The sequence below is a fragment of the Cellulomonas sp. ATA003 genome, from assembly GCF_031582905.1.
Classification (GTDB): Bacteria; Actinomycetota; Actinomycetes; order Actinomycetales; family Cellulomonadaceae; genus Pengzhenrongella.
This window is the reverse complement of the sequence record NZ_CP133990.1, coordinates 980680-1001034: the sequence shown is the minus strand read 5'-3', so window position 1 is coordinate 1001034 and position 20355 is coordinate 980680. Positions and strand designations below refer to the sequence as shown.

Below are 20355 nucleotides of genomic sequence, written 5' to 3'. Positions count from 1 at the left end.
GGCGCCCCGTGCGCCGGGCCGGGCCCCCACGGAAAGGAGGCGAGATGGACGCGCTGCTCTCCCAGCTGTTCGCCGGCCTGAGCGTCGGCTCGGTCCTGCTGCTCGCCGCGCTCGGCTTGGCCCTGACGTTCGGCCAGATGGGCGTCATCAACATGGCGCACGGCGAGTTCATGATGGCGGGCGCCTACACCGCCTTCGTCGTCCAGGGCCTGCTCGGTGACGCCGGTCTCTCGCTCCTGGTGTCGCTGCCGGTCGGGTTCGTCGTCGGCGGCCTGCTCGGCCTTCTGCTCGAGGTGACGCTGATCTCCCGGATGTACAAGCGACCACTCGACACGCTCCTGGTCACCTGGGGTGTGGCTCTCGTGCTGCAGCAGGTGGCCCGCGACGTGTTCGGCGCGCCGAACGTCGACGTGCGGGCGCCCAGCTGGCTGTCCGGCGCCGTCGAGGTGCTGGGCCTGGCGGTCCCCAAGACGCGGCTGTTCATCATCGCCGTCGCGATCGTCTGCGTCGTCGCGCTGTCCCTGGTGCTCAAGCTGACCCCCTCGGCCGGCGCATCCGCGCCACGGTGACGAACCGCGACCTCGCGGAGACGTCCGGCATCTCCACCCGGGCGACGGACCGGCTGACCTTCTTCATCGGGTCGGGCCTGGCGGGTGTCGCCGGCGTCGTGCTGACGCTGCTCGGCTCGGTCGGCCCCACGCTGGGCATCAACTACATCGTCGACGCCTTCCTCGTCGTCGTCGCCGGCGGCATCGGGCAGCTCAAGGGCACCGTGATCGCGGCGTTCGCCCTCGGCCTGCTCCAGGCCGGCATCGAGTACTCGACGACGGCGAGCATCGCCAAGGTGCTCGTGTTCGTCGTCATCGTCGCCTTCCTCCAGGCGCGACCGCAGGGCCTGGTGCAGGTCCGGACGAGGAGCCTGGCATGACCCCGACCAGCTCGACGACGACGCGTCGTCGCCCCACCCTGACCCGCCCCACCCTGAGCCGGTCGAGCCTGCGCGCGCCGGCGGGCTTCGCGCTCGCCGCGGTGCTGCTGCTGGCCGTCGCCCCGGCCGCGCTCTCCGACTTCCGCCTCAACCTGCTCGCGAAGTTCCTGTGCCTGGCCATGGTCGCCGTCGGCATCGGTCTCGCCTGGGGACGCGGCGGGATGCTCACCCTCGGGCAGGGCGTCTACTTCGGGCTCGGCGGCTACCTCATGGCGATGCACCTCAAGCTGACCGACGCCGGCCCGGGGGCGTCCCGGACTTCATGCTCCTCTACGGCGACGGCACCGTGCCGGGGTGGTGGGAGCCGCTGCGCAGCCCCGTGGTGACGCTGGTCCTCGTGGTGCTGGTGCCGGTGGCGCTGGCGACCCTGCTCGGCCTGGCCGTGTTCACCCGGCGGGTCCGCGGCGCCTACTTCGCCATCCTGTCCCAGGCTCTCGCGGCGGCGTTCGCGATCCTGCTGGTCGGCCAGCAGAAGGTCACCGGTGGCACCAACGGCCTCAACGGGTTCCGCAGCTTCTTCGGCTACGACCTCGCCGACCCGGTGAACAAGCGCATGCTGTACGTCATCGCCGCGGTCACGCTGCTCGTCATGGTCGCCGTCGTCCGGCAGCTCATGGTGTCCCGCTTCGGCGAGCTGCTCGTCGCGGTGCGCGACGGCGAGAACCGGGTCCGCTTCCTCGGATACGACCCGGCCCGGGTCAAGGTGGTCGCGTACGCGATCGCGGCCGCGTTCGCGGGCATCGGCGGCGCCCTGTTCGTGCCGATCGTCGGGATCATCTCCCCCGCCGACGTCGGCGTGGTGCCGTCCATCGCCTTCCTCGTCGGGGTCGCGATCGGCGGCCGCGCGACCCTGCTCGGCCCCGTGCTCGGGTCGATCGCGGTCGCCTGGGCGCAGACGTCGCTCTCGGAGCAGTTCCCGTCCGCCTGGACCTACGCCCAGGGGGCGCTGTTCATCCTCGTCATCGCGTTCTTGCCGGGCGGCTTCGCGTCCCTCGCCGGGCTGCGCGCCGCCGTCCGGCGACGTCGCACCGGCCCTGCCACCGACCCCGCCACCGACCCCGCGCGCGCCGACGACGGCGCCTCGGGCCGCACCACCACGGCCGACGTCGACGGGCCCCGGCACGCCCCCGCCCCACCCGACCCTCAGCCCCAGCCCGCCGAGCCCGCCGGGAGGCCGTCGTGACCGACCCCCGCTTCACCCACGACTACCTCGAGGTCCGCGGCCTGCGGGTCGACTTCGACGGCTTCGTCGCCGTCGACGGCGTCGACCTCACCGTCACCAGCGGCGACCTGCGGTTCCTCATCGGCCCGAACGGCGCCGGCAAGACCACCATCGTCGACGCGATCACCGGCCTGACCGCCGCGACCGGCTCCGCCCAGTTCGGCGGCGTGGAGCTGCTCGGCCGGTCCTCGCACCGCATCGTCCGGTCCGGGGTCGGGCGCACGTTCCAGACGGCGAGCGTCTTCGACGAGCTCAGCGTGCTGCAGAACCTCGACATCGCTGCCGGCGCGGGGCGCCGCCCGGGGTCGCTGCTGCGGCGCCGGGCCTCGGTGTCGCCCGAGGTCGAGGAGGCGCTGGAGACCATCGGCCTGGCCGCCCTGCGGGACTCCCCGGCCGGGATGCTCGCGCACGGCCAGAAGCAGTGGCTCGAGATCGGCATGCTCATCGTCCAGGACGCCCGGCTGCTGCTCCTCGACGAGCCGGTCGCCGGGATGAGCCACGCCGAGCGCGAGCAGACCGGCGAGCTGCTGCACCGCATCGGGGTGCAGCGCACGGTGGTCGTCGTCGAGCACGACATGGAATTCCTGCGCCGGTACGCCTCCTCGGTCACGGTGCTGCACCAGGGGCGGGTGCTGGCCGAGGGCACCGTCGCGGAGGTGCAGGCCGACCCGCGCGTCGTCGAGGTGTACCTCGGCTCCGGCGGCGGCACCCGCGGCCGACGCCGGCGCGGCGGCACGCCCGTCGCCGGTGCCACCAGCACTCCCCTGCCCGCCCGGTCGGCAGCCTCGGCCGGATCCCCCACCCGCACGGAGGTGTCGTGATGCTCCAGCTCACCGGGCTGCGCGTCGGCTACGGCCGCACGTCGGTCGTCCACGGCGTCGACCTCGAGGTGCCGGACGACGCCGTCGTCGCCGTCATGGGGCACAACGGGGCGGGCAAGACGACGCTGCTGCGCGCCGTCGTCGGGCTGCTGCGCCCGCAGGCCGGGGCCGTGCTGCTCGATGGCGAGGACATCGCCCGGCTGCGGCCCAGCGCACGGGTGCGGCGCGGGCTCGCCTACGTGCCGCAGGGTCAGCAGTCGTTCGGGCAGCTCACCGCGCGGGAGAACCTGCAGCTCGTCGCGGACGCGTCCCCGGCCGGCGGGGCCGCACGGATGGCCGACGCGCTGGACCTGTTCCCCGCGCTGCGCGAGCTGCTGGGGCGGCGGGCCGGTCTGCTGTCCGGCGGCCAGCGCCAGCAGCTCGCGATCGCCCGCGCGCTGATCACCGGGCCCCGGCTGCTCATCCTCGACGAGCCGACCGAGGGCATCCAGCCCTCCGTCGTCGCCGAGATCGAGGACGCGATCCTCACCCTGACCGACGCCGGCGGGCTGTCGGTGCTGCTCGTGGAGCAGCACGTCGGCTTCGCGCTCGCCGCCGCCCAGCGGTACTACGTGCTGGAGTCCGGGCACGTGGTGGACACCGGCGTCGGTGGCGAGGAGCGCGAGGGGCTCGTCCGGGCGGCCATGGCGATCTGACCCCGGTCGGGGCGGCTGGTCGGCGACCGCGCCGTCAGCGGTGGTCGCGCCCGGCTCGGTACAGCCGCATGGCCTGGGTCGCCGTGTCGCGGAGCGCAGCGGCGGCGACCGCCGGGTCGAGCGCCTCGGCCAGCGGCAGCGGCCGGGTGTGGATGGGCAGGACGGCGTCGAACAGGTCGCCGGTGGCGCCCAGCGGGTGGTCGACCCGCCCGGCCAGCCCGACGACGACGCCGCCCGCCACCCGCCCGCGCCGCGCCACCCCGGCCGGCGCCTTGCCGTGCGCGGTCTGCGCGTCCAGGCACCCCTCCCCGGTCACCACGAGGTCGACGCCGCCGGCGAGCGCGTCGTCGAGCCCGGACTCGCGGGCGACGGCGTCGAAGCCGGGCTCGATCCGGCCGCCGAGCGCGAGCACCGCGGCCCCGGTCCCGCCGGCTGCCCCCGCACCCGGCCGGTCGAGGTCCCGGCCGGTCGCCGTGCCCAGCACCGTCGCCCACCGGGCCAGCCGCGCCTCCAGGTGGGCGACCTGCTCGGCGGTGGCGCCCTTCTGGGGTCCGAACACCGCGGCCGCGCCGGCCGGCCCGAGCAGGGGGTTGGTCACGTCGGTGAGCGCGACGAGGTCCACCGCGGCGAGGTCCGGCAGGGTCGACGCGTCGAGGTCGTCGAGGTCCCACAGCGGGTTACGGCCCGCGGTCGCCGCCGGGGACAGCCGGACCCCGAGGGCCGCGAGCAGACCGGCCCCGCCGTCGGTCGTCGCGGTCCCGCCCAGCCCGACCAGCACCCGGGTCGCCCCGGCGGCGAGCGCGTGCCGCAGCTGCATCCCGAGCCCGGCCGAGGAGGCGCGGGGCGGGACGGTCGCGTCGACGGCGCCCACGAGCGGCAGACCGAGGGACGACGCCGCCTCCACGACGTACGTCCCGTCGTCGAGGCGCAGGAGGTCCGCCCGGACGGGGCGGCCCAGCGCGTCGACGGTGTCCACCGGCACCCGCACCCCCGCGCCCGGCGTGGATCGCCGCGAGGGTGCCCTCCCCGCCGTCGGCGACCTGCAGCACCCGGACGTCCGCGGTCGGGTCGGCGGCGAGCACACCGTCGCGCACCGCGCGGCCCGCGGACGCGCTGTCCACGCTGCCCTTGAACGAGTCGAGCGCGACGAGGACGCGGGTCACGGCACCAGCCATGCGTACCCGTGCGGTCCGAGCCGGAGAGCCGTGTGCCGCTGCCCGGTCAGGACGTCCGTTCCGCCCAGGCCGGGCAGGGTCACCGGCTCGGCGCTGACGTTCACCACGGCCACCACCTCGTCCTTGCTGCCCGCAGCCCGCCGGACGACGAGCACACGCTCGTCCCGGGTCTCGACGCCCTGCGGCGCGAACGGCGAGAAGCCCGGCAGCGTACGCCGCACCCCGAGAAGGTGGCGCAGACCCTCGAGCATGCCGGACCGGCGCGGTGAGGACGCGAGCTCGGCGGCCAGCCGGTCGGCGTCCAGCACCTCCCGGTTGATCCGGCGCGGGATGCCGCTGGCGACCATCCCCGCGCGGTCCTGCCGGGAGCCGAGCAGCGAGTGGTGGTAGATCGCCGGCACGCCCACCAGGGACAGCAGGATGGCGTGCGCGGCGAGGCCTCGGGTGACCGCCGAGGCGTCGGGGTCGGGGTCGCCCGGCGGGACGAGGGCGTCGAGGTAGTTCGTGTTGAGCTCGTAGACCTGCTCGGACCCGTCGGGGCGGCGTGCCATGGACACCTGCCCACCGCGCGCCAGGGTGCGCTCCACGAGCAGGGCGCGGTCCTCGTCGGACAGCAAGCCCTGGGTGGGGCGCACGCCGATGCCGTCGTGGCTGGCGAGGAAGTTGAACCAGGTCGCGGTCTCGCTCACCGGGCCGATGCCGGCGGCCCACGCGGTGAGCGCGGTGGAGCGTCCGGTGACGAACGCGTGCAGCACGAGCGGTGGCAGGGCGAACTGGTACACCATGTGCGCCTCGTCGGAGCCGTCGCCCAGGTAGGTGATGTTGTCCTCGTGCGGCACGTTCGTCTCGGTGAGCAGCAGGGTTCCCGGGCACAGCTCGTCCACGAGCGCACGCCACACCCGGATGACGTCGTGGGTCTCGGGCAGGTGCAGGCAGGTCGTCCCCGACCGCTTCCACAGGAAGCCGATCGCGTCGAGCCGGACGGTCGTCGCGCCACGGGCCACGTACCCCAGCAGGACGTCGGTGAGGTCGAGCAGGACCGCCGGTGTGCGGACGTCGACGTCCACCTGGTCCGGCCCGAAGGTGGTCCACGCGTGGGCGACCGTGCCGTCGGGGCGCCGGTACTCGTGCACGAGCGGCGTCGTCCGGGGGCGCACCACGCTGCTCGTGTCCCACTCGGGGCCCGGGTCCAGGAAGTAGCCGGCGTACCGGGGGTCCCCGGCCAGCCAGCCGGTGAACCACGGGCTCGAGGCGGAGACGTGGTTGGCGACGAAGTCGAGCATGACGGCGTGGTCGGCGCCCAGCTCGGCGACGTCGTCCCAGGTGCCCAGGTCGGGGTTGACCCGCCGGTGGTCGACGACCCCGAACCCGTCGTCGGAGGTCCACGGGTAGATGGGCAGCAGGTGCACGTCGGTGACGGCGTCGCGCACGTGGGTGCGGAGCAGCTCGGCCAGGGTGTGCAGCGGCGCCTGCCCGGGGCGGCGGAACGCGTCGCCGTAGGTGATGAGGTAGCTCGTCGACTCGTCGGGCCGTCGGTCGCCGCGGCCGCCGAGGTGCGGGGCCCAGCGGTCGGCGAGGTCGAGCAGCCCGGTCAGCACCTCGTCGGCCCGGTCCGGGTAGAGCCCGGCGACCAGCGGGCCGAGTCGCTCTCCCAGCGCGTCACGGTTCATGGCACCCCTCCCGTCAGCAGACGCCGCACGGCGTCCATCCCCCAGTCGTCCAGCTCCGCGACGCGGTCGGAGAAGGACCGCAGACCCGGCGCCGCGCCGACGACGGCCGCCCACTCGGCGCGCAGCGCGAAGGACGGCCGGGCGACGAGGCAGTCCGGGTCGGTGGTCCACAGCCGGCCGTCCTGCCACGCCCGCGCCTCGAGCGACATCCGGCCGCGCAGCCCGTGGGACCCGTCCTCGCCGCCCTCGTGGAAGGTGTCCGGCGAGACCCGCATGGCGTCGACGAGCCCGACGCTCGGCAGCAGGGGCGCACCGCAGCCGAGCAGGTAGGCGTCCTCGCCGAGCACACGGCGCACGAGCTCCAGGCCCGAGCGGTACGCGGCCACGGGCGTGACGTCGTCGCGCCGCGGGCCGGGGACGGCGCCCGCGTAGAGGAAGTCGAGCTTCGCGTACTCGACGCCCAGGTCGCGCAGGCCGGCGAGCACGTCGGCGAGGTACCCCTGCACGCCGGGGTGGGTGAGGTCCAGCCCGGCGAGGTCCTGACCCCAGTTGTGCCCGGCCGGTCCGACGAGCCAGTCCGGGTGCGTGCGGGCGACGTCGGAGTCGACGCCGACGACGAACGGCGCGAGCCAGATGCCGGCCCGCCGGCCCGTGTCGCGGATCGCGGCGACGACGTCGGGCAGGGACCCGAAGCCCGGCCGGGGGCGGGTCCACTCCCCGTGCCCAGACTCCAGCCGTCGTCCACCTGGACGACGTCGACGGGCAGGTCGTGCGCGTCGAGCGCGGCGAGGTTCTCCAGCACGTCGGCGGCGGTGACGTCCTCGAAGTAGCGGTACCAGGTGCACCACACGCGCGGCGGCGGCTGCCCGACGCGGGCGCCGGCGGCCGCTCCGAGCCGGTCGCCGTGGGCCCCGAGCGCGGTGAGGCCGGTGTCGCGGGCTCCGGCGTCATGGATTCCGGCGTCGCCGTCGAGCCCGGTGCTCCACGCGCCCACCGGGCCGTCCGCGGTGACGACGACGCGGTCGCCCCGCCACACCGCGCGCAGGCTCGGCACGGTGGTGGTCGCGTCCAGCGTGCCGAACGTGCGTGCGGGAGAGCCGTCCCCGGGGTCGACGACGAGCAGCCCCTCGCCCTGCACGCCGTCGGCGGGTAGGTCCACCCCGGGCCGGAAGCGCATGAGGTGCTGCCACGCGTGCTCCGGCCGGTGCGCGGCGTCGTCCGCGGCGTACCAGGTGGTGGGGCTCCAGCTCTGCCAGCCCTCGGCGTACACCCGGGCGCCCGGACCGACCGGGACCTCGTCGACGACGGTCATGCGGTCGCCGCCTCGGACGGCACCGGCGTGCGGCCGGCGGGCTCACCGGGGCGGGTGAGCACGAGGCCGTCGGGGTGCACCGGGGCGCCGCCGGCCTCGGCCGAGTCGCGTGCGGCGAGCCCCAGCCGGACGGTCGCGGAGACGTGCGCGGCGGAGTGCTCCGGCTCCCGGCCGTCGGTGACGGCGGACAGGAGCTCGCCCATCGTCCCGGCGAACCCGTCGGTGAACCACTGCCCGTCCAGCGCGTACCGGGTCCGGGTCGTGCCGCGCTCGAGCTCGAGCGCGTCCGAGCCGAGCAGCACGCTGCCGCGCAGCGTCCCCTGCGTGCCGTGGACCCAGAACGGGCAGCCGCCGGTGCGGGTGCGGGCGTCGCCGACGACGCGCAGGGACGCGCTCGCGCCGGTGTCGCACCCGACGTGCACGGTGGCGCCCCACGGGTTGCGGGCGTCGTCCGGCTGGCCGGGGACCCGCGCGTCGGACGCGGCCACCGTCGTGACGCGGGTGCCCTCGAGCCAGCACCGGGTGATGTCGAGCCAGTGGACGAGGTAGTCGGTGAGCAACATGTGCGGCACGTCGTCGAAGGGGGTGCCGGCCAGGGGTGGCAGCGGCTTGTCGTGCAGGTGGGTCACGCCGACGACGTCCCCGATCGCGCCGTCGCGCACGAGCAGCGTCGCGAGCCGCCAGGCCGGCGCCCACCGGCCGTTCTGGTTGACCGCGACCCGGACCCCGCGCCCGGCCGCCACGGCGAGCACCCGCTCGAGGCGCGGCAGCTCGGCCGGGTCGACGAGGAGCGGCTTCTGCGCCAGCACGTGCTTCCCCGCGGCGACGGCGGCCTCGATCAGGTCGAGCCGTCCCGCCGGTCCGGTGGCGAGGTCGACGACGTCGACGCGCGGGTCGGCCAGCAAGGAGGCGACGTCGTCGTGCACGGTCGGGATGGCGAAGCGGCCGGCGAGGTCGTGGGCGTGGGCCGGGGTGCGGGAGGCGACGGCGACCACGGGCACGCCCCAGGCCGCGTAGGCCGGCAGGTGCGCGGTCCGGGCGATGGCGCCCGCCCCGACGACGCCGACGCCGGGGCGGTCAGCGGGGTCTCGGCCGGGCAGCTGCGGGCGGTGGTCGGGCACGGCGGCGGGTGCGGTCACGGGGTGCGCTCCGGGGCGGCGTCGAAGCGCAGCACGACCTGCAGGACGTCGGGGTCGCCCCGGTCCAGCCGCTCGAACGCGGACGCGACGGCGTCGACGGGGACCTGCGTGACGAGGGCGGGCGCGTCGACGGCGCCGGAGAGGAGCTGCCCGACGACGGTGCGCGCCAGCCGGGGCTGGTCCCACCGCCCGCCGAGCCCGACGGGCACGCCGGAGATCTGGCTGGCGACGATGCGGACGCGGTTGTGGTGGAACTCCTCGCCGAGCCGCAGGTGCGCCGCACCACCCTGGTAGAACCCGCCCGCAGCGACGGTGCCCTCGACGACGACCGACCGGACCGCCTCGTGCAGCGCACGGTCCGAACCGGACAGCTCGACGGCGCTGTCCGCGCCTCCGCCGGTCAGCGCCCGGACCGCCGCCCCCGCGCCGCCGGGCACGGCCGCGTCCACGGTCTCGGCGGCGCCGAACCGGCGCGCGATTTCCAGCCGCGTGGGCTGGGCGTCGACCGCGAGCACCCGAGCACCGGACAGGGCCGCGAAGCGCGTGGCGAGCAGGCCGATGACCCCCTGCCCGAAGACGGCGACCTGCTCGCCGAGCCGGACGTCGGCCGCCAGGACGGCGTTCAGCGCCACCGACCCCACCCGTGCGAACGTGCCGAGCACGGGGTCGGCGTCCGGGGGCAGCACCCGCCAGGCGAGCGAGGCCGCGGGCAGCACCACGTCGCTGCGGTGCCCCCAGATGCCGTGGACGACGTCGCCCACCCGGGGCGCGTCGACGTCGTCGGCCACCTCGACGACCTGGCCCACCTCGGAGTAGCCCCAGCCCTGCACGGGGTAGCCGAAGCTCGGCTCACCGGGCACGAACAGCCGTCGCCCGGAGTCCCAGGAGGAGGTCAGGTACGGGTTGGTGCCGCGGTACGCGGTGAGCTCGGTCCCGGCCGAGATGCCCGAGTACCAGGTGGCGACCCGCACGCTGGCGGGGGTCAGCGGCATGGGGGCGACGTCGGCGAGGTCCACCCGGTGCGGGCTGGGGAACTGCACGATCTGGGGCACGACGGCGTGACCTCCTCAGCCCTTCTCGGCGCCGGCGGTCAGGCCGCCGACCAGCAGCCGCTCGGAGGCGAAGAACAGCACGATGATCGGCAGGGTGAGGATCACCGAGCCGGCCATCAGCACCGTCGTGGGGACCTCGATGCTCCCGGACAGCTGCGACAGACCGAGAGAGACCGTCCACCGGTCGCGCCGCTCCACGAGGAACAGGAGCGCGAACAGGAACTCGTTCCACGCGATCATGAAGATGAACAGCCCGTTGGAGACGATCGCGGGCATCGCGAGCGGCAGGGCGATCTTGCGCATCGCCTGCAGTCGGGTGCAGCCGTCGATGGCCGCTGCCTCCTCGAGCGAGGCCGGGATGGTGTCGAAGTAGTTGCGGAGCATGTAGATCGACACCGCAGCGACCTGCGCGACGTACACGACGAGCAGCCCGACGAGGGAGCCCCGCAGCCCGATCCGGGTGAAGAACACGAACAGCGGGACCGCGAGCAGGATGCTCGGGAAGAAGTACACCGCGAGGAACAACCCGGAGATCTGCCGCCGTCCGAAGAACTCCAGCCGGCTGACCGCGTACGCGCCGGGGATGGCGACGAGCAGCGACAGCACCACGGTCGCCAGGGCGACCACGAGCGAGTTGCGGATGAAGGTCATGAACCCCTGGCCGCCGCCGGCGACCGAGGTCAGGACGTCGGTGTAGGTCCCGACGTTGATCTCGCCGAACGAGACCCAGAGCTTGCCCGGGTCCTGCAAGAGAGCGTTCAGCGGCCGGAAGCTCAGCACGACCATGTAGTAGAAGGGGAACACGGCGGCGATCAGCAGCCCCGCGATGACGAGCGGCCGCAGGACCGTCAGCAGCCGGTTCTCCAGGGCGTCGCGGCTCATGCCTGGTCCCCCTTCCGTCCGAAGCGCTTGAGGTAGATCCCGACGAGCACGGCGAGGATCACCGCGAGCACGAGGGCCTGCGCCGCGGCGGCGCCGATGTCCCCGCGGGCGGTGAGGTAGTCGAACACCCGCACGGAGACGACCTCCGTGCCGGCCCCGCCGCCGGTGAGCAGGTAGATGTCGTCGAAGTTGTTGAACGTCCAGATGAACCGCAGCACGGACAGCACCGCGATGGTCGGCACGAGCTGCGGCCACAGGATGTAGCGGAACCGCTGGCTGGGGGTCGCGCCGTCGACGCGGGCGGCCTCGTCGAGCGTCTCGGGCACGGCCTGCAGTCGCGCGGTGAGGAACAGGAAGGCGAACGGGAAGGACCGCCAGGCCTCGAAGAGGATCACCGTCACCAGCGCGGTCGGGACCTCGATCTCCCAGCCGAGCAGCGACATGGGCGTCGAGCGGGCGGAGAGGAACGCGACGGGGTCGTCCCAGCCGAGGTACGTGGTGCCGATGTGGTTGACGAACCCGAACTGCGGGTTGAGCATCGTCGACCACACGAACGTCGCGGCCACCACGGGCGCCACGTACGGCAGCAGCATCGCCGCGCGGACGGCGCCGCGGCCCGGGAACGGGCGGCGCAGGGCGAGCGCGGCGCACAGGCCGATGGTGATCGCCAGGCCCGTGCCGAACACCGAGTAGAGGACCGTGGTGAGCAGCGCCTGGAGGAACCCGGGTGAGGACAGCACCCCGGTGAAGTTGTCGAGCGTGTACGCGCCGAAGAACCCGGTGGTGCGGATGTTGAGCAGCCGCACCTCCTGGAAGGCGAGCGAGACCGTCCAGAGGATCGGCAGCACCACGACGACCGTGACGATGAAGAACGTCGGGGAGATGAGCGCGAGCCCGGTGCGCGACTCCTCGCGGGAACGGGCCGACCGTCGACGGCGGCCACCGGGCCCCGGCTCGACCACCTCGGGGGCGCGGGGGCCGGGCCGGTGACGCCCGACCCCCGGCGAGCTGCGTCACTGCAGCGACTCCGCGATGGAGCGCACCGCCTCGGCCGCGCTCTGCGCCGCCTGCTCCGGGTCGGTGCCGTTCGCCACCTCGCTCACCGCCTCGGCGACCGGGTTCTCGCCCTGGGTCGCGCCGAGCAGGTCACCCTGACCCTGCGTGATGCCCCACCGCGCGAGGTCCTCCGGACCGGTCGCGACCGCGTCGAGCACCTCCGGGGAGTAGAAGTCGGACAGCGGTGCCTTGGTGTCCACCCCGACCGGCAGCTGCGCCCAGGCGTCGGAGTAGACGGTCGGCTCCTCGGGGGTCCCGGTGCGGACCGGGACCTTGCCCTCGGGGGCGAAGGCGATCCACGGCTCGTAGCCGTCGGTGAGCATGTGCTCGACGAACTCCTGGGCGGGACCGGTGTTCGCGCTCGCCGTGATGGTCCAGGACGTGATCTCGCCGAACTGCGCCGGCGTGGTGCCGTCGGGGCCCTCGATCGCGGTCACGACGCCGGTGTTCTCGGCGAGGAACGCGGGGTTGGCGGCGCACTCGGGGCAGGTCGGTAGGGCGTCGTCGCGCAGGCCGGCCATCTCGTCCAGGACGAAGGTCGACCAGACGAACATCGCGGCCTGGCCGGCGAAGTACGCCGCGCGCGTGGTGTCGACGTCCTGCGCACCGGGGACCGAGTACTCGGTGACGAGGTCGCCGTAGAACCTGAACGCCGCGACGCACTCCGGGGAGTCCAGCTGGACCTCCCCGTCGGCGTCCACCAGCTGGCAGTCGTTGCCGAGCGCGACGTGCTCGAAGGTCTGCTCGGTGAACGCGTCACCGGGTGCGGTCGCCCCGACGAAGCCCGCCATGCCGTCGCCGTCGAGCGTCTGCGCCGCCTCGAGGATCGCGTCGTAGGACGTCGGTGCGTCCAGGCCCGCCGCCTCGAACAGGTCGGTCCGGTAGTAGAGCATCTGGGTCCACGACTCGCTGGGGACGGCGAGCTGGGCGTCGCCGTCCCGGGTGAGCTCGATGGCCTTCTCGGAGAACGTCGAGGGGTCCAGCGTGTCGAGGACCTCGCCGACGGCCTCGGTGTCGATCAGCTCGTTGGTGGACAGCGTCCGCACCTGCGGCAGCGAGACCCCGCCGATGACGTCCGGCAGGTCGCCCGCCGCGGCGGCCGACGTGATGAGCTGGCTGAACTGGTCCTCGCCGACGGAGACCAGCTCGATCTCGGTGCCGGATGCCTCCGAGTAGTCGTCGACGATCGCCTGGGCCGCGGCGACACGGTCCGGGAGATCCTCCTGGATCCAGACCGTCAGGCCGTCGCCGCTCGCCGTGCCGTCCCCGCCGCCGGTGCCGCCGCCGCCGCCGTCGTCGCTCGTGCAGGCGGTGAGGGTCAGGGCCGCCACCGTCGTCATCGCCACTGCTGTGCCACGTATCTTCACCGTGCGCCTCCTCGCGCTGGGTGGTGCTGCGGACAGGTTCGGGACGTCGTCGTCCCGGGCTGATATGCAAAGACGCTAGACATAAGATGAATAGCGGTCAATCACTTTTCGATCACGACTCGGACGGGAGTTCCACCCATGCCCGGACCGGGCGACGTCCTCGAGCTCATCCGCAGCGGGCGGGCGGTCACCCGTGGTGACGTCCTCGCGGTCACCGGGCTGTCCCGGATGACGGTCGCCGGGCGCGTCGACGCCCTGCTCGCCGCCGGCCTCGTCGTGGAGAACGGCACGGATCGCGTCACGGGCGGTCGTCGGCCGCGCCGGCTGGAGTTCAACACCGCGCACGCACACCTGCTCGCCGCGACCGTCGAGACGACCCACACCACGATCGCCGTGACGGACCTCGCCGGACGCATCGAGCACCGGCGACGCATCGACCTGGCCGTGGCGGCCGGACCGGCGCGGACCCTCGAGGCCATCACCGCGACCGCCCTCGACCTGCTCGAGCGCGCCGGCATCGCCGCAGGGCGGGTCGGCGGGATGGGCCTCAGCGTCCCGGGGCCGGTGGACCCGGACACCGGCCGGCCGTCCCAGCCGCCGATCATGCCCGGCTGGGACGCCTACCCGGTCCCCGACCACCTGCACGACGCGCTGGGCGTCCCGGTCCTCGTCGCCAACGACGCCGACGCCGCCGCGCTCGGCGAGCAACGCGCGGGCTACCCCGGCTCGCGATCGCTGTGCCTCGTGAAGGTCTCGACCGGGATCGGCACCGGCATCGTCATCGACGGCCGGGTGTACCGGGGGGTCGACGGCGGCTCCGGGGACATCGGGCACGTCCGGCTGGCCGGGCACGAGGACGCGGTGTGCCAGTGCGGCGCCCACGGATGCCTCGCGGCCGTCGCCTCCGGGCGGGCCGTGGCCCGGGCCCTGACCGACCTCGGCACGCCGGCGACATCGGGGTCGGACGTCGGCGCGCTGCTGGCCCAGGGCGACCCCGACGCCCACCGCCTGACCCAGGCGGCCGGCCGCGTGATCGGCGAGGTCATGGCGACGGTGGTGTGCCTGCTCAACCCCGGGGAGGTGGTGATCGGCGGCGCCCTCGCCTCCGCACCGCTGCTGGCCGGCGTCCGCGAGACGCTGTACCCGCGGTCCCTCCCCGTGCGACCCGGCACCTCACGGTGCACCTGGCCGGGCTCGGTGAGGACGCCGCGGCGGCAGGGCTGGCCGCGATGCTGGTCGAGCGGGAGTACTCGGCGACGGCGGTGAACGCGGCGCTCGGGGCGTAGGCCCGGGTCGCCGAGAGCTGCCCCCGCACGGGCGCTCGGTGACGGCGGGCGGCACGTTAGGGTCGCTCGCGTGACGGTCGACGACGACTGCAGCACCACGGACGCACCCTCCGCGCACCCACCGGACCCGCCCGACGGCCCGTTCCGCCTCGGGCGTGCGGTCGCGAGCCTGTACTCCGACCTACGCCTGACCCCGACGCTGCACAGCCTGCTCGAGCACAGCCGGCCGCTCGTCGGGGGGATCGCGGGCAGCATCTCGGTGGTCGACCACCACGCGGGCACCTACAGCAAGGTCGCCGAGCGCGGCATCCTGTGCCGGCTCGGTGACACCTTCTCCCTCGCGGACGGCGCGACCGGGCACGCCGTCGCGCACCGCGGTCCGGTCGTCATCGACGACTACTCCGCGCTGACGTCACGTCACCTGCCGCCCGACCACCCCGCCAACCGCGGGTCCGTCGTCGCGGTGCCGATCTGGTGGCGTGGGGACCTCATCGGCGTCAACGTCGCGTTCGCCGGGCGGCGCCGCCGGTTCACCGCGGCCGAGATCGACCGGCTCGACGTCCTCACGCAGACCGCCGCCGGCGCGATCGTGACCGCCGGGTCCGGTGAGCCGTCGCTCGCCCGGCTCATCCGCGACCGCGGCCAGGAGCCCGACGCCGGCACGCGTGCGCCGACGACCCTGACCGAGGTCGGGCGCGTGCGCCCGGTCCCCGCCACGCTCGCACGGGCCGCCCTCGACCTCGTCGCGTCCGCCGAGCGTGCCGCCGCGCGCGGTGAGCCGCCGTCGCGCCTGCACGTCGCGCTCGTGCACCGCAGCAGCACCCTGCGGCTGCTCATCCAGCACGAGGGGGCCGGTGGCGCCGGACGCGACGCGGTCGACCGGATCGACGACGCCGAGCGCCGCGCCCTGCACGCCCTGGCCGCCGGGACCGGCGGTGCGGCCGACGTCGCGCACGTGCCCGGCTGGGGCACCCTGCTGCGCGCGGACCTGCCCTACACCGACCTGCCGCCGGCGCCGATCACCGACGCCGCGGTCACCGACGTGCCGCTCGCCGCGCTCGCCCCCGACCATCCCGCCGGTCCTCGGGTCGCGGCGGTGGAGGCCGCCGGCCCCACCGCGACCAGCCCGCTCACCGCCCGGGAGACCGAGGTGCTCGCCCTGGTCGCGAGCGGCCTGGCGGACCGGGAGATCGCCCGTCGCCTGGTCGTGTCACCCAAGACGGTCGAGAAGCACGTGGGCGCCGCGATCCGCAAGACCGGCACCCGCAGCCGCACCGGTGCGGCGGTGCACGCCCTCGAGCGGGGGTGGATCTGAGCGGAGGATGGGGGCTTTCCCCATGCCGCCGGGACCCGCCGCCGGGGTCCACTGGTGTCGCCGGGCGACGACGCCCCGCCGCCGGACGGCCCCGCGCCGACCTGGCGCCCACCGGCGTAGGGAGACCGGATGCCCGTCGTCCCGCTGAAGGACCTCCTCGACCGGGCGCTGGCCGACCGGTACGGCGTCGCGGCCATCAACGTCGTCAACGACCTCAGCATCGAGGCCGTCCTGGCGGCCGCCGTCGAGGAGAACGCCCCGGTCATCCTGCAGACGTCGGTCAAGACGGTGCGGATGTACGGACGTGACCCCTCTACGGCATCTTCTCCGCGCTCGTGCGCGACGTCCCGGTCCCGGTCGCGCTGCACCTGGACCACTGCCCCGACCGGTCCGTCATCACCGACTGCCTCGAGGGTGGGTGGAGCTCGGTGCTGTTCGACGCGCACGAGCTCGACGTCGCGGAGAACCTGCGGCAGACCACCGAGGTCGTCGCCGAGGCACGCCGGCACGGCGCGCACGTCGAGGGCGAGATCGAGGGCATCCAGGGCGTCGAGGACGGCGTCGGCTCGGACGACTCTCCGGTCATCCAGACGCTCGAGGTCGCGGTCGACTTCATCCGCCGCACCGGCATCGACTGCTTCGCCCCCGCGATCGGCAACGCGCACGGTCAGTACACCGCCGCACCGACCCTCGACCACCAGCGGGTCACCGACCTCGTCGAGGCCACCGGCATCCCGATGGCGCTGCACGGCGGGACCGGCCTGACCGACGAGCAGTTCACCGACCTCATCGCCCGCGGCTGCGCGAAGGTCAACATCTCCACCGCGCTCAAGGAGGCCTACCTCAAGGCAAGCCTCGCCCACCTGCAGGAGGCGGAGGCCCGCGGCAGGTGGGACCCGCCGGCGCTGTTCACCGCGCAGCGGACCGCCGTGCTGGAGATGGCGCGGAGCCACATCCGGCTGTTCGGCAGCGCGGGGCGTGCCGCGTGACCGCGCTCATCTTCGACTGCGACGGCGTCCTGGGCGACACCGAGCGCTACGGGCACCTGCCGGCGTTCAACGCGACGTTCGCCGCGCACGACCTGCCGGTGCGGTGGAGCGAGGACGACTACGCCGAGAAGCTGCGGATCGGCGGCGGCAAGGAGCGCATGGCGAGCCTGTTCGCCGACCCCGAGTTCGTCCGCGCCGCCGGCATCCCCGACGACGACGCCGCCCGCGCCGACCTGCTGGCGGCCTGGCACCGGGACAAGACCGCCCGCTTCACCGCGCTCGTCGCCGACGGCGCGATCCCGGCCCGGCCGGGCATCGCGCGCCTGGTCACCGCCGCGCTCGACGCCGGCTGGACGGTCGCGGTCGCCTCCACGTCGGCCGAGCCCTCGGTCCGGGCGGTCCTCGCCCACGCCGTCGGTGACGAGACCGCCGCGCGCGTCCCGGTGTTCGCGGGCGACGTCGTGCCGGCGAAGAAGCCGGACCCGGCGATCTACCTCCTCGCGGTGGAGCGACTCGGGCTGGACCCGGCCGACACGCTCGTCGTGGAGGACTCCCGCAACGGCCTGCTCGCCGCGACCCGCGCCGGACTGCCGTGCCTGGTGACCGTCAACGGCTACACGCGCGACGAGGCGTTCGACGAGGCCGTGCTCGTGGTCTCCGAGCTCGGCGACCCCGGACGCCCCCGATCGAGGTGCTCGCCGACCGCGCCGACGTCCGCCCCGGTGACCACCTGACGCTGGACGACCTGCGGGCCTGCCTCGCGGCCGGCAGGAACCCGACCGCGCCGACCGACCCCGCCGACCCGACCGCTGGAGGTGACGCATGACCGGCAGCGCCCAGGACGTCGAGCTCGTCGTCCGCACGATCGCCCGGACCGCCGTGGAGAACGAGACCTACTTCGGCGAGCTGGACGCCGTCGTCGGCGACGGCGACTTCGGCTACTCCCTCGCCCGCGGCTTCGAGAAGCTCCTCGAAGGCTGGGACGACCTCGATCGCACCGACATCGGGACCTTCCTCAAGAAGGCCGGCATGACGATCACGTCGCGGATCGGCGGGACGTCCGGACCCATCTGGGGCACCGCGTTCCTGCGCGCCGGGATGGTCGCCGGCGGCGCGACCACCCTGACCGGTGAGCAGGTGGTCGCGATGCTGCGCAGCGCGGCCGAGGGCATCAAGGCGCGCGGGCAGTCCGACGTCGGCGACAAGACCCTGCTCGACGCGCTCGTGCCGTTCACCGACCGCCTCGAGGACGAGCTGCGGTCGGGCGCGGACGGCGCCGCCGCGCTCGCCGCCGCCACGACCACCGTGCGCGAGGCCGCCGAGGCGACCCGCGACATGGTCGCCCGGCGGGGGCGCGCGTCGTACACCGGCGAGCGGAGTAAGGGCTCGGTCGACGCCGGCGCCATGGGGCTCGCCGTGATCATCGAATCCATCAACCAGGTGTGGCAGACGGAAGGAGTGTCGTGAAGAAGTTCGTCAACGACCCGAAGAGGTTCGTCCCGGAGATGCTCGAGGGCATCGCGCTGGCCAACCCGGACACGCTGACCTACGTGCCGGAGTTCAACCTCATCATGCGCTCCGACGCGCCCCGCGAGGACAAGGTGTCGATCGTCCAGGGCTCCGGGTCCGGGCACGAGCCGGCCCACGTGATGATCGTCGGCCGCGGCATGCTCGACGCCGCGTGCCCCGGCGACGTCTTCGCCGCCCCACCCATGGACTACGTCTACGAGACCGCGAAGCGGCTCGCCTCGCCGAAGGGCGTCCTGCTGCTGGTGAACAACTACACCGGCGACCGGATGGCGTTCGACATGGGCAAGGAGATGGCCGAGGCGGACGGCCTCAAGGTCGAGATCCTCATGGTCGACGACGACGTCGCGGTGAAGGACTCCACGTACACGATCGGCCGGCGCGGCGTCGCCGGGAACTTCTTCGTCATCAAGGCGGTCGGCGCGGCGTCCGAGCGCGGCGCGGACCTCGACGAGCTCCTGCGCATCGGCCGCAAGGTCAACAGCGTCACCCGCTCCATGGGGGTCGCCCTCACCGCGTGCACGCCGCCCGCGAAGGGGTCGCCGCTGTTCGAGCTCGGCGCGGACGAGATGGAGTTCGGCGTCGGCATCCACGGCGAGCCCGGCCGCGAGCGCCGGCCGCTGACGAACGCCGACGCGATCGTCGACGAGCTCGTCGAGGCCGTGGCGAGCGACCTGCCGTTCGCCGACGGCGACCGTGTCGCGCTCATGATCAACGGCCTGGGTGGCACCCCGATCAGCGAGCTGTACCTGCTGTTCCGCCGCGCGCACGGGCTCCTCGCGGAGCGCGGCATCACGGTCGGCCGCAGCTACGTGAACGAGTACTGCACCTCGCTCGACATGGCGGGCGCGTCGCTGACGATGGTCCGGCTCGACGACGAGATCGAGGAGCTCCTGGCCGCCCCGGCGGAGGTCGCGATCCGGGTGTTCTGACCGGCGACGGTGTCCAGGCCGCGGGACGCGGTGACCGCAGCCTGGACACCGCCGTGGCACGTGGCTAGGTTCGGCGGCACCCCCGGGGAGCGCTGTGGAGCGCTGAGAGTGCGGACCGTCCGCAGACCCGTCCACCTGATCCGGTTCGTACCGGCGTAGGGAGCAGGGCACCGCCCGACGCGCGCGCGTCGGGCGGTCTCGACGTACCCGCGGGCCCTTCTGGGAGGGACCGCCATGACCACCACCACGCACGTCACCCGTCCGACCGGCAGCCTGACCGGCACGCCCGACGACGCGACTCCCGCGCGCCTCGGCATCGGCGCCCGGTTCAGCCTGCACCCGCACACCGGCGACTTCGTCGACGTGATCTTCGGCGCGCTCGCCGACGCGGCGGACGCCGGGCTCACCGACGGCCTCGTGCTCGAGACCGACGACGTCAGCACCTACGTCGGCGCGGTCGACGCCCCGGCGGAGCAGCGCATCGTCGGCTACCTCGCCGGTGTGCTCGCCGCCGCGTCGCGCCGGACCGGCGGTGGGCACGTCGTCGCGCACGTGCTGCTGTCCCGCGGGTGCCCCGGCGAGGTCACCTGCGACCTCACCGTCACCGGGCTGCCGGCCGCCGCGCCGGTCGAGATCGCGCCGACCGGGGTCGCCGCGACCGCCCAGTGGTCGCTGTACCCCCTGCTCGACGGCGGCAGCGACGCGGGCAGCCACATGGCCCCGATCGAGGCCGCGATCGAGCGGGCCCGCGCCCGGGGCACCGCGACGGGCTCCGTCCACTACGCGACCCGGCTGACCGGTGACATCGCCGAGGTGCTCGCGACGGCGGCCGACGCCTGGGCCGAGGTCGGTGCGCACGTGCCGCACGTCGTCACCCACCTGACCGTGTCCGTGGGCTCGCCGAGCCCCGCCGGCGCCTGAGCGGCA

At 74.4% G+C, this 20355-nt stretch carries 19 protein-coding genes, 3 pseudogenes and 1 riboswitch; of the genes and pseudogenes, 13 read left to right on the top strand and 9 right to left on the bottom strand.

What is annotated here, in order from left to right:
- Positions 1-44: 44 nt before the first annotated feature.
- The 5 genes and pseudogenes from urtB (at position 45) to urtE (ending at position 3726) form a co-directional block, all read left to right on the top strand.
- Positions 45-928 (top strand): annotated as a pseudogene (urtB, locus tag REH70_RS20390) (urea ABC transporter permease subunit UrtB).
- The gene (locus REH70_RS04970; protein ID WP_310752822.1) at positions 925-1314 is read left to right on the top strand and encodes an ABC transporter permease subunit; all 390 of its coding nucleotides are present in this window, start codon (positions 925-927) and stop codon (positions 1312-1314) included. Before urtB ends, REH70_RS04970 begins: the two are co-directional and overlap by 4 nt.
- Positions 1251-2171 (top strand): urea ABC transporter permease subunit UrtC, encoded by a 921-nt coding sequence (gene urtC, locus REH70_RS04965; protein ID WP_310752820.1) that lies wholly within the window; start codon positions 1251-1253, stop codon positions 2169-2171. The genes REH70_RS04970 and urtC overlap by 64 nt, the downstream gene beginning before the upstream one ends.
- Complete coding sequence (urtD, locus tag REH70_RS04960; protein WP_310752818.1) at positions 2168-3031, top strand: urea ABC transporter ATP-binding protein UrtD; 864 nt, start codon at positions 2168-2170, stop codon at positions 3029-3031. Before urtC ends, urtD begins: the two co-directional genes overlap by 4 nt.
- Positions 3031-3726, top strand: coding sequence for an urea ABC transporter ATP-binding subunit UrtE (gene urtE / locus REH70_RS04955; RefSeq protein WP_310752816.1), 696 nt, complete (start codon positions 3031-3033; stop codon positions 3724-3726). The genes urtD and urtE overlap by 1 nt, the downstream gene beginning before the upstream one ends.
- 34 nt (positions 3727-3760) lie before the next feature.
- Here the strand turns inward: urtE and REH70_RS04950 are convergent, their stop codons facing one another.
- The 9 genes and pseudogenes from REH70_RS04950 to REH70_RS04915 all read right to left on the bottom strand — a co-directional run bounded on the left by REH70_RS04950 (position 3761) and on the right by REH70_RS04915 (position 13379).
- Positions 3761-4702, bottom strand: a complete 942-nt coding sequence (locus tag REH70_RS04950; protein WP_310752814.1) for a glycerate kinase — start codon at positions 4700-4702, stop codon at positions 3761-3763.
- A 70-nt stretch (positions 4703-4772) separates the two neighbouring features.
- A pseudogene (locus REH70_RS20385) lies at positions 4773-4901 on the bottom strand (hypothetical protein); the annotation flags it as partial.
- Positions 4886-6571, bottom strand: a complete 1686-nt coding sequence (locus REH70_RS04945; protein WP_310752812.1) for an alpha-amylase family glycosyl hydrolase — start codon at positions 6569-6571, stop codon at positions 4886-4888. The gene REH70_RS04945 and the pseudogene REH70_RS20385, both read right to left, overlap by 16 nt.
- Entirely contained in the window at positions 6568-7419 is an 852-nt protein-coding gene (locus tag REH70_RS04940; RefSeq protein WP_310752810.1) for an alpha-galactosidase, read from the bottom strand. The genes REH70_RS04945 and REH70_RS04940 overlap by 4 nt, the downstream gene beginning before the upstream one ends.
- A gap of 460 nt (positions 7420-7879) precedes the next feature.
- On the bottom strand, positions 7880-9022 hold the full coding sequence (locus REH70_RS04935; RefSeq protein ID WP_310752808.1) for a Gfo/Idh/MocA family oxidoreductase: 1143 nt from the start codon (positions 9020-9022) through the stop codon (positions 7880-7882).
- A complete protein-coding gene (locus tag REH70_RS04930) occupies positions 9019-10074 on the bottom strand; it encodes a zinc-binding alcohol dehydrogenase (protein WP_310752805.1) in 1056 nt (351 codons plus the stop codon). Before REH70_RS04930 ends, REH70_RS04935 begins: the two co-directional genes overlap by 4 nt.
- 15 nt (positions 10075-10089) lie before the next feature.
- Positions 10090-10956, bottom strand: a complete 867-nt coding sequence (locus REH70_RS04925; protein ID WP_310752802.1) for a carbohydrate ABC transporter permease — start codon at positions 10954-10956, stop codon at positions 10090-10092.
- The gene (locus REH70_RS04920; protein ID WP_310752799.1) at positions 10953-11918 is read right to left on the bottom strand and encodes a sugar ABC transporter permease; all 966 of its coding nucleotides are present in this window, start codon (positions 11916-11918) and stop codon (positions 10953-10955) included. Before REH70_RS04920 ends, REH70_RS04925 begins: the two co-directional genes overlap by 4 nt.
- A 51-nt stretch (positions 11919-11969) precedes the next feature.
- A complete protein-coding gene (locus REH70_RS04915; protein ID WP_310752797.1) occupies positions 11970-13379 on the bottom strand; it encodes an extracellular solute-binding protein in 1410 nt (469 codons plus the stop codon).
- 138 nt (positions 13380-13517) lie between these two features.
- Here REH70_RS04915 and REH70_RS04910 point away from each other — a divergent pair, with 138 nt between their 5' ends.
- The 8 genes and pseudogenes from REH70_RS04910 (at position 13518) to REH70_RS04875 (ending at position 20349) form a co-directional block, all read left to right on the top strand.
- Positions 13518-14645 carry an ROK family protein gene (locus tag REH70_RS04910; RefSeq protein WP_310752795.1) on the top strand — a complete coding sequence of 376 codons (1128 nt, stop codon included), beginning with the start codon at positions 13518-13520 and terminating at the stop codon, positions 14643-14645.
- A 90-nt stretch (positions 14646-14735) separates the two neighbouring features.
- Positions 14736-15980: a LuxR C-terminal-related transcriptional regulator gene (locus REH70_RS04905; RefSeq protein WP_310752793.1), complete on the top strand. Its 1245-nt coding sequence runs from the start codon at positions 14736-14738 to the stop codon at positions 15978-15980.
- Between the two features lie 129 nt (positions 15981-16109).
- Positions 16110-16232, top strand: a pseudogene (locus REH70_RS04900) (class II fructose-bisphosphate aldolase); the annotation flags it as partial.
- Positions 16233-16315: 83 nt separating this feature from the next.
- Complete coding sequence (locus REH70_RS04895) at positions 16316-16969, top strand: class II fructose-bisphosphate aldolase (RefSeq protein ID WP_310752791.1); 654 nt, start codon at positions 16316-16318, stop codon at positions 16967-16969.
- Complete coding sequence (locus tag REH70_RS04890) at positions 16966-17703, top strand: HAD-IA family hydrolase (RefSeq protein WP_310752789.1); 738 nt, start codon at positions 16966-16968, stop codon at positions 17701-17703. The genes REH70_RS04895 and REH70_RS04890 overlap by 4 nt, the downstream gene beginning before the upstream one ends.
- An 88-nt stretch (positions 17704-17791) precedes the next feature.
- Positions 17792-18436 carry a dihydroxyacetone kinase subunit DhaL gene (gene dhaL, locus REH70_RS04885; RefSeq protein ID WP_310752787.1) on the top strand — a complete coding sequence of 215 codons (645 nt, stop codon included), beginning with the start codon at positions 17792-17794 and terminating at the stop codon, positions 18434-18436.
- Positions 18433-19428 (top strand): dihydroxyacetone kinase subunit DhaK, encoded by a 996-nt coding sequence (gene dhaK, locus REH70_RS04880; RefSeq protein WP_310752785.1) that lies wholly within the window; start codon positions 18433-18435, stop codon positions 19426-19428. Before dhaL ends, dhaK begins: the two co-directional genes overlap by 4 nt.
- An 82-nt stretch (positions 19429-19510) precedes the next feature.
- Positions 19511-19591, top strand: a riboswitch (TPP riboswitch).
- 71 nt (positions 19592-19662) lie between these two features.
- Positions 19663-20349, top strand: coding sequence for a YkoF family thiamine/hydroxymethylpyrimidine-binding protein (locus tag REH70_RS04875; RefSeq protein ID WP_310752783.1), 687 nt, complete (start codon positions 19663-19665; stop codon positions 20347-20349).
- The last annotated feature ends 6 nt before the right edge of the window (positions 20350-20355 follow it).

Bases quoted from the DNA above. Each gene is read 5' to 3' on its own strand.
- REH70_RS04970 (WP_310752822.1), top strand. From the start codon at position 925: ATGACCCCGACCAGCTCGACGACGACGCGTCGTCGCCCCACCCTGACC.
- urtC (WP_310752820.1), top strand. From the start codon at position 1,251: ATGCTCCTCTACGGCGACGGCACCGTGCCGGGGTGGTGGGAGCCGCTG.
- urtE (WP_310752816.1), top strand. From the start codon at position 3,031: ATGCTCCAGCTCACCGGGCTGCGCGTCGGCTACGGCCGCACGTCGGTC.
- REH70_RS04945 (WP_310752812.1), bottom strand. From the start codon at position 6,571: ATGAACCGTGACGCGCTGGGAGAGCGACTCGGCCCGCTGGTCGCCGGG.
- REH70_RS04925 (WP_310752802.1), bottom strand. From the start codon at position 10,956: ATGAGCCGCGACGCCCTGGAGAACCGGCTGCTGACGGTCCTGCGGCCG.
- REH70_RS04910 (WP_310752795.1), top strand. From the start codon at position 13,518: ATGCCCGGACCGGGCGACGTCCTCGAGCTCATCCGCAGCGGGCGGGCG.
- dhaL (WP_310752787.1), top strand. From the start codon at position 17,792: ATGACCGGCAGCGCCCAGGACGTCGAGCTCGTCGTCCGCACGATCGCC.
- REH70_RS04875 (WP_310752783.1), top strand. From the start codon at position 19,663: ATGACCACCACCACGCACGTCACCCGTCCGACCGGCAGCCTGACCGGC.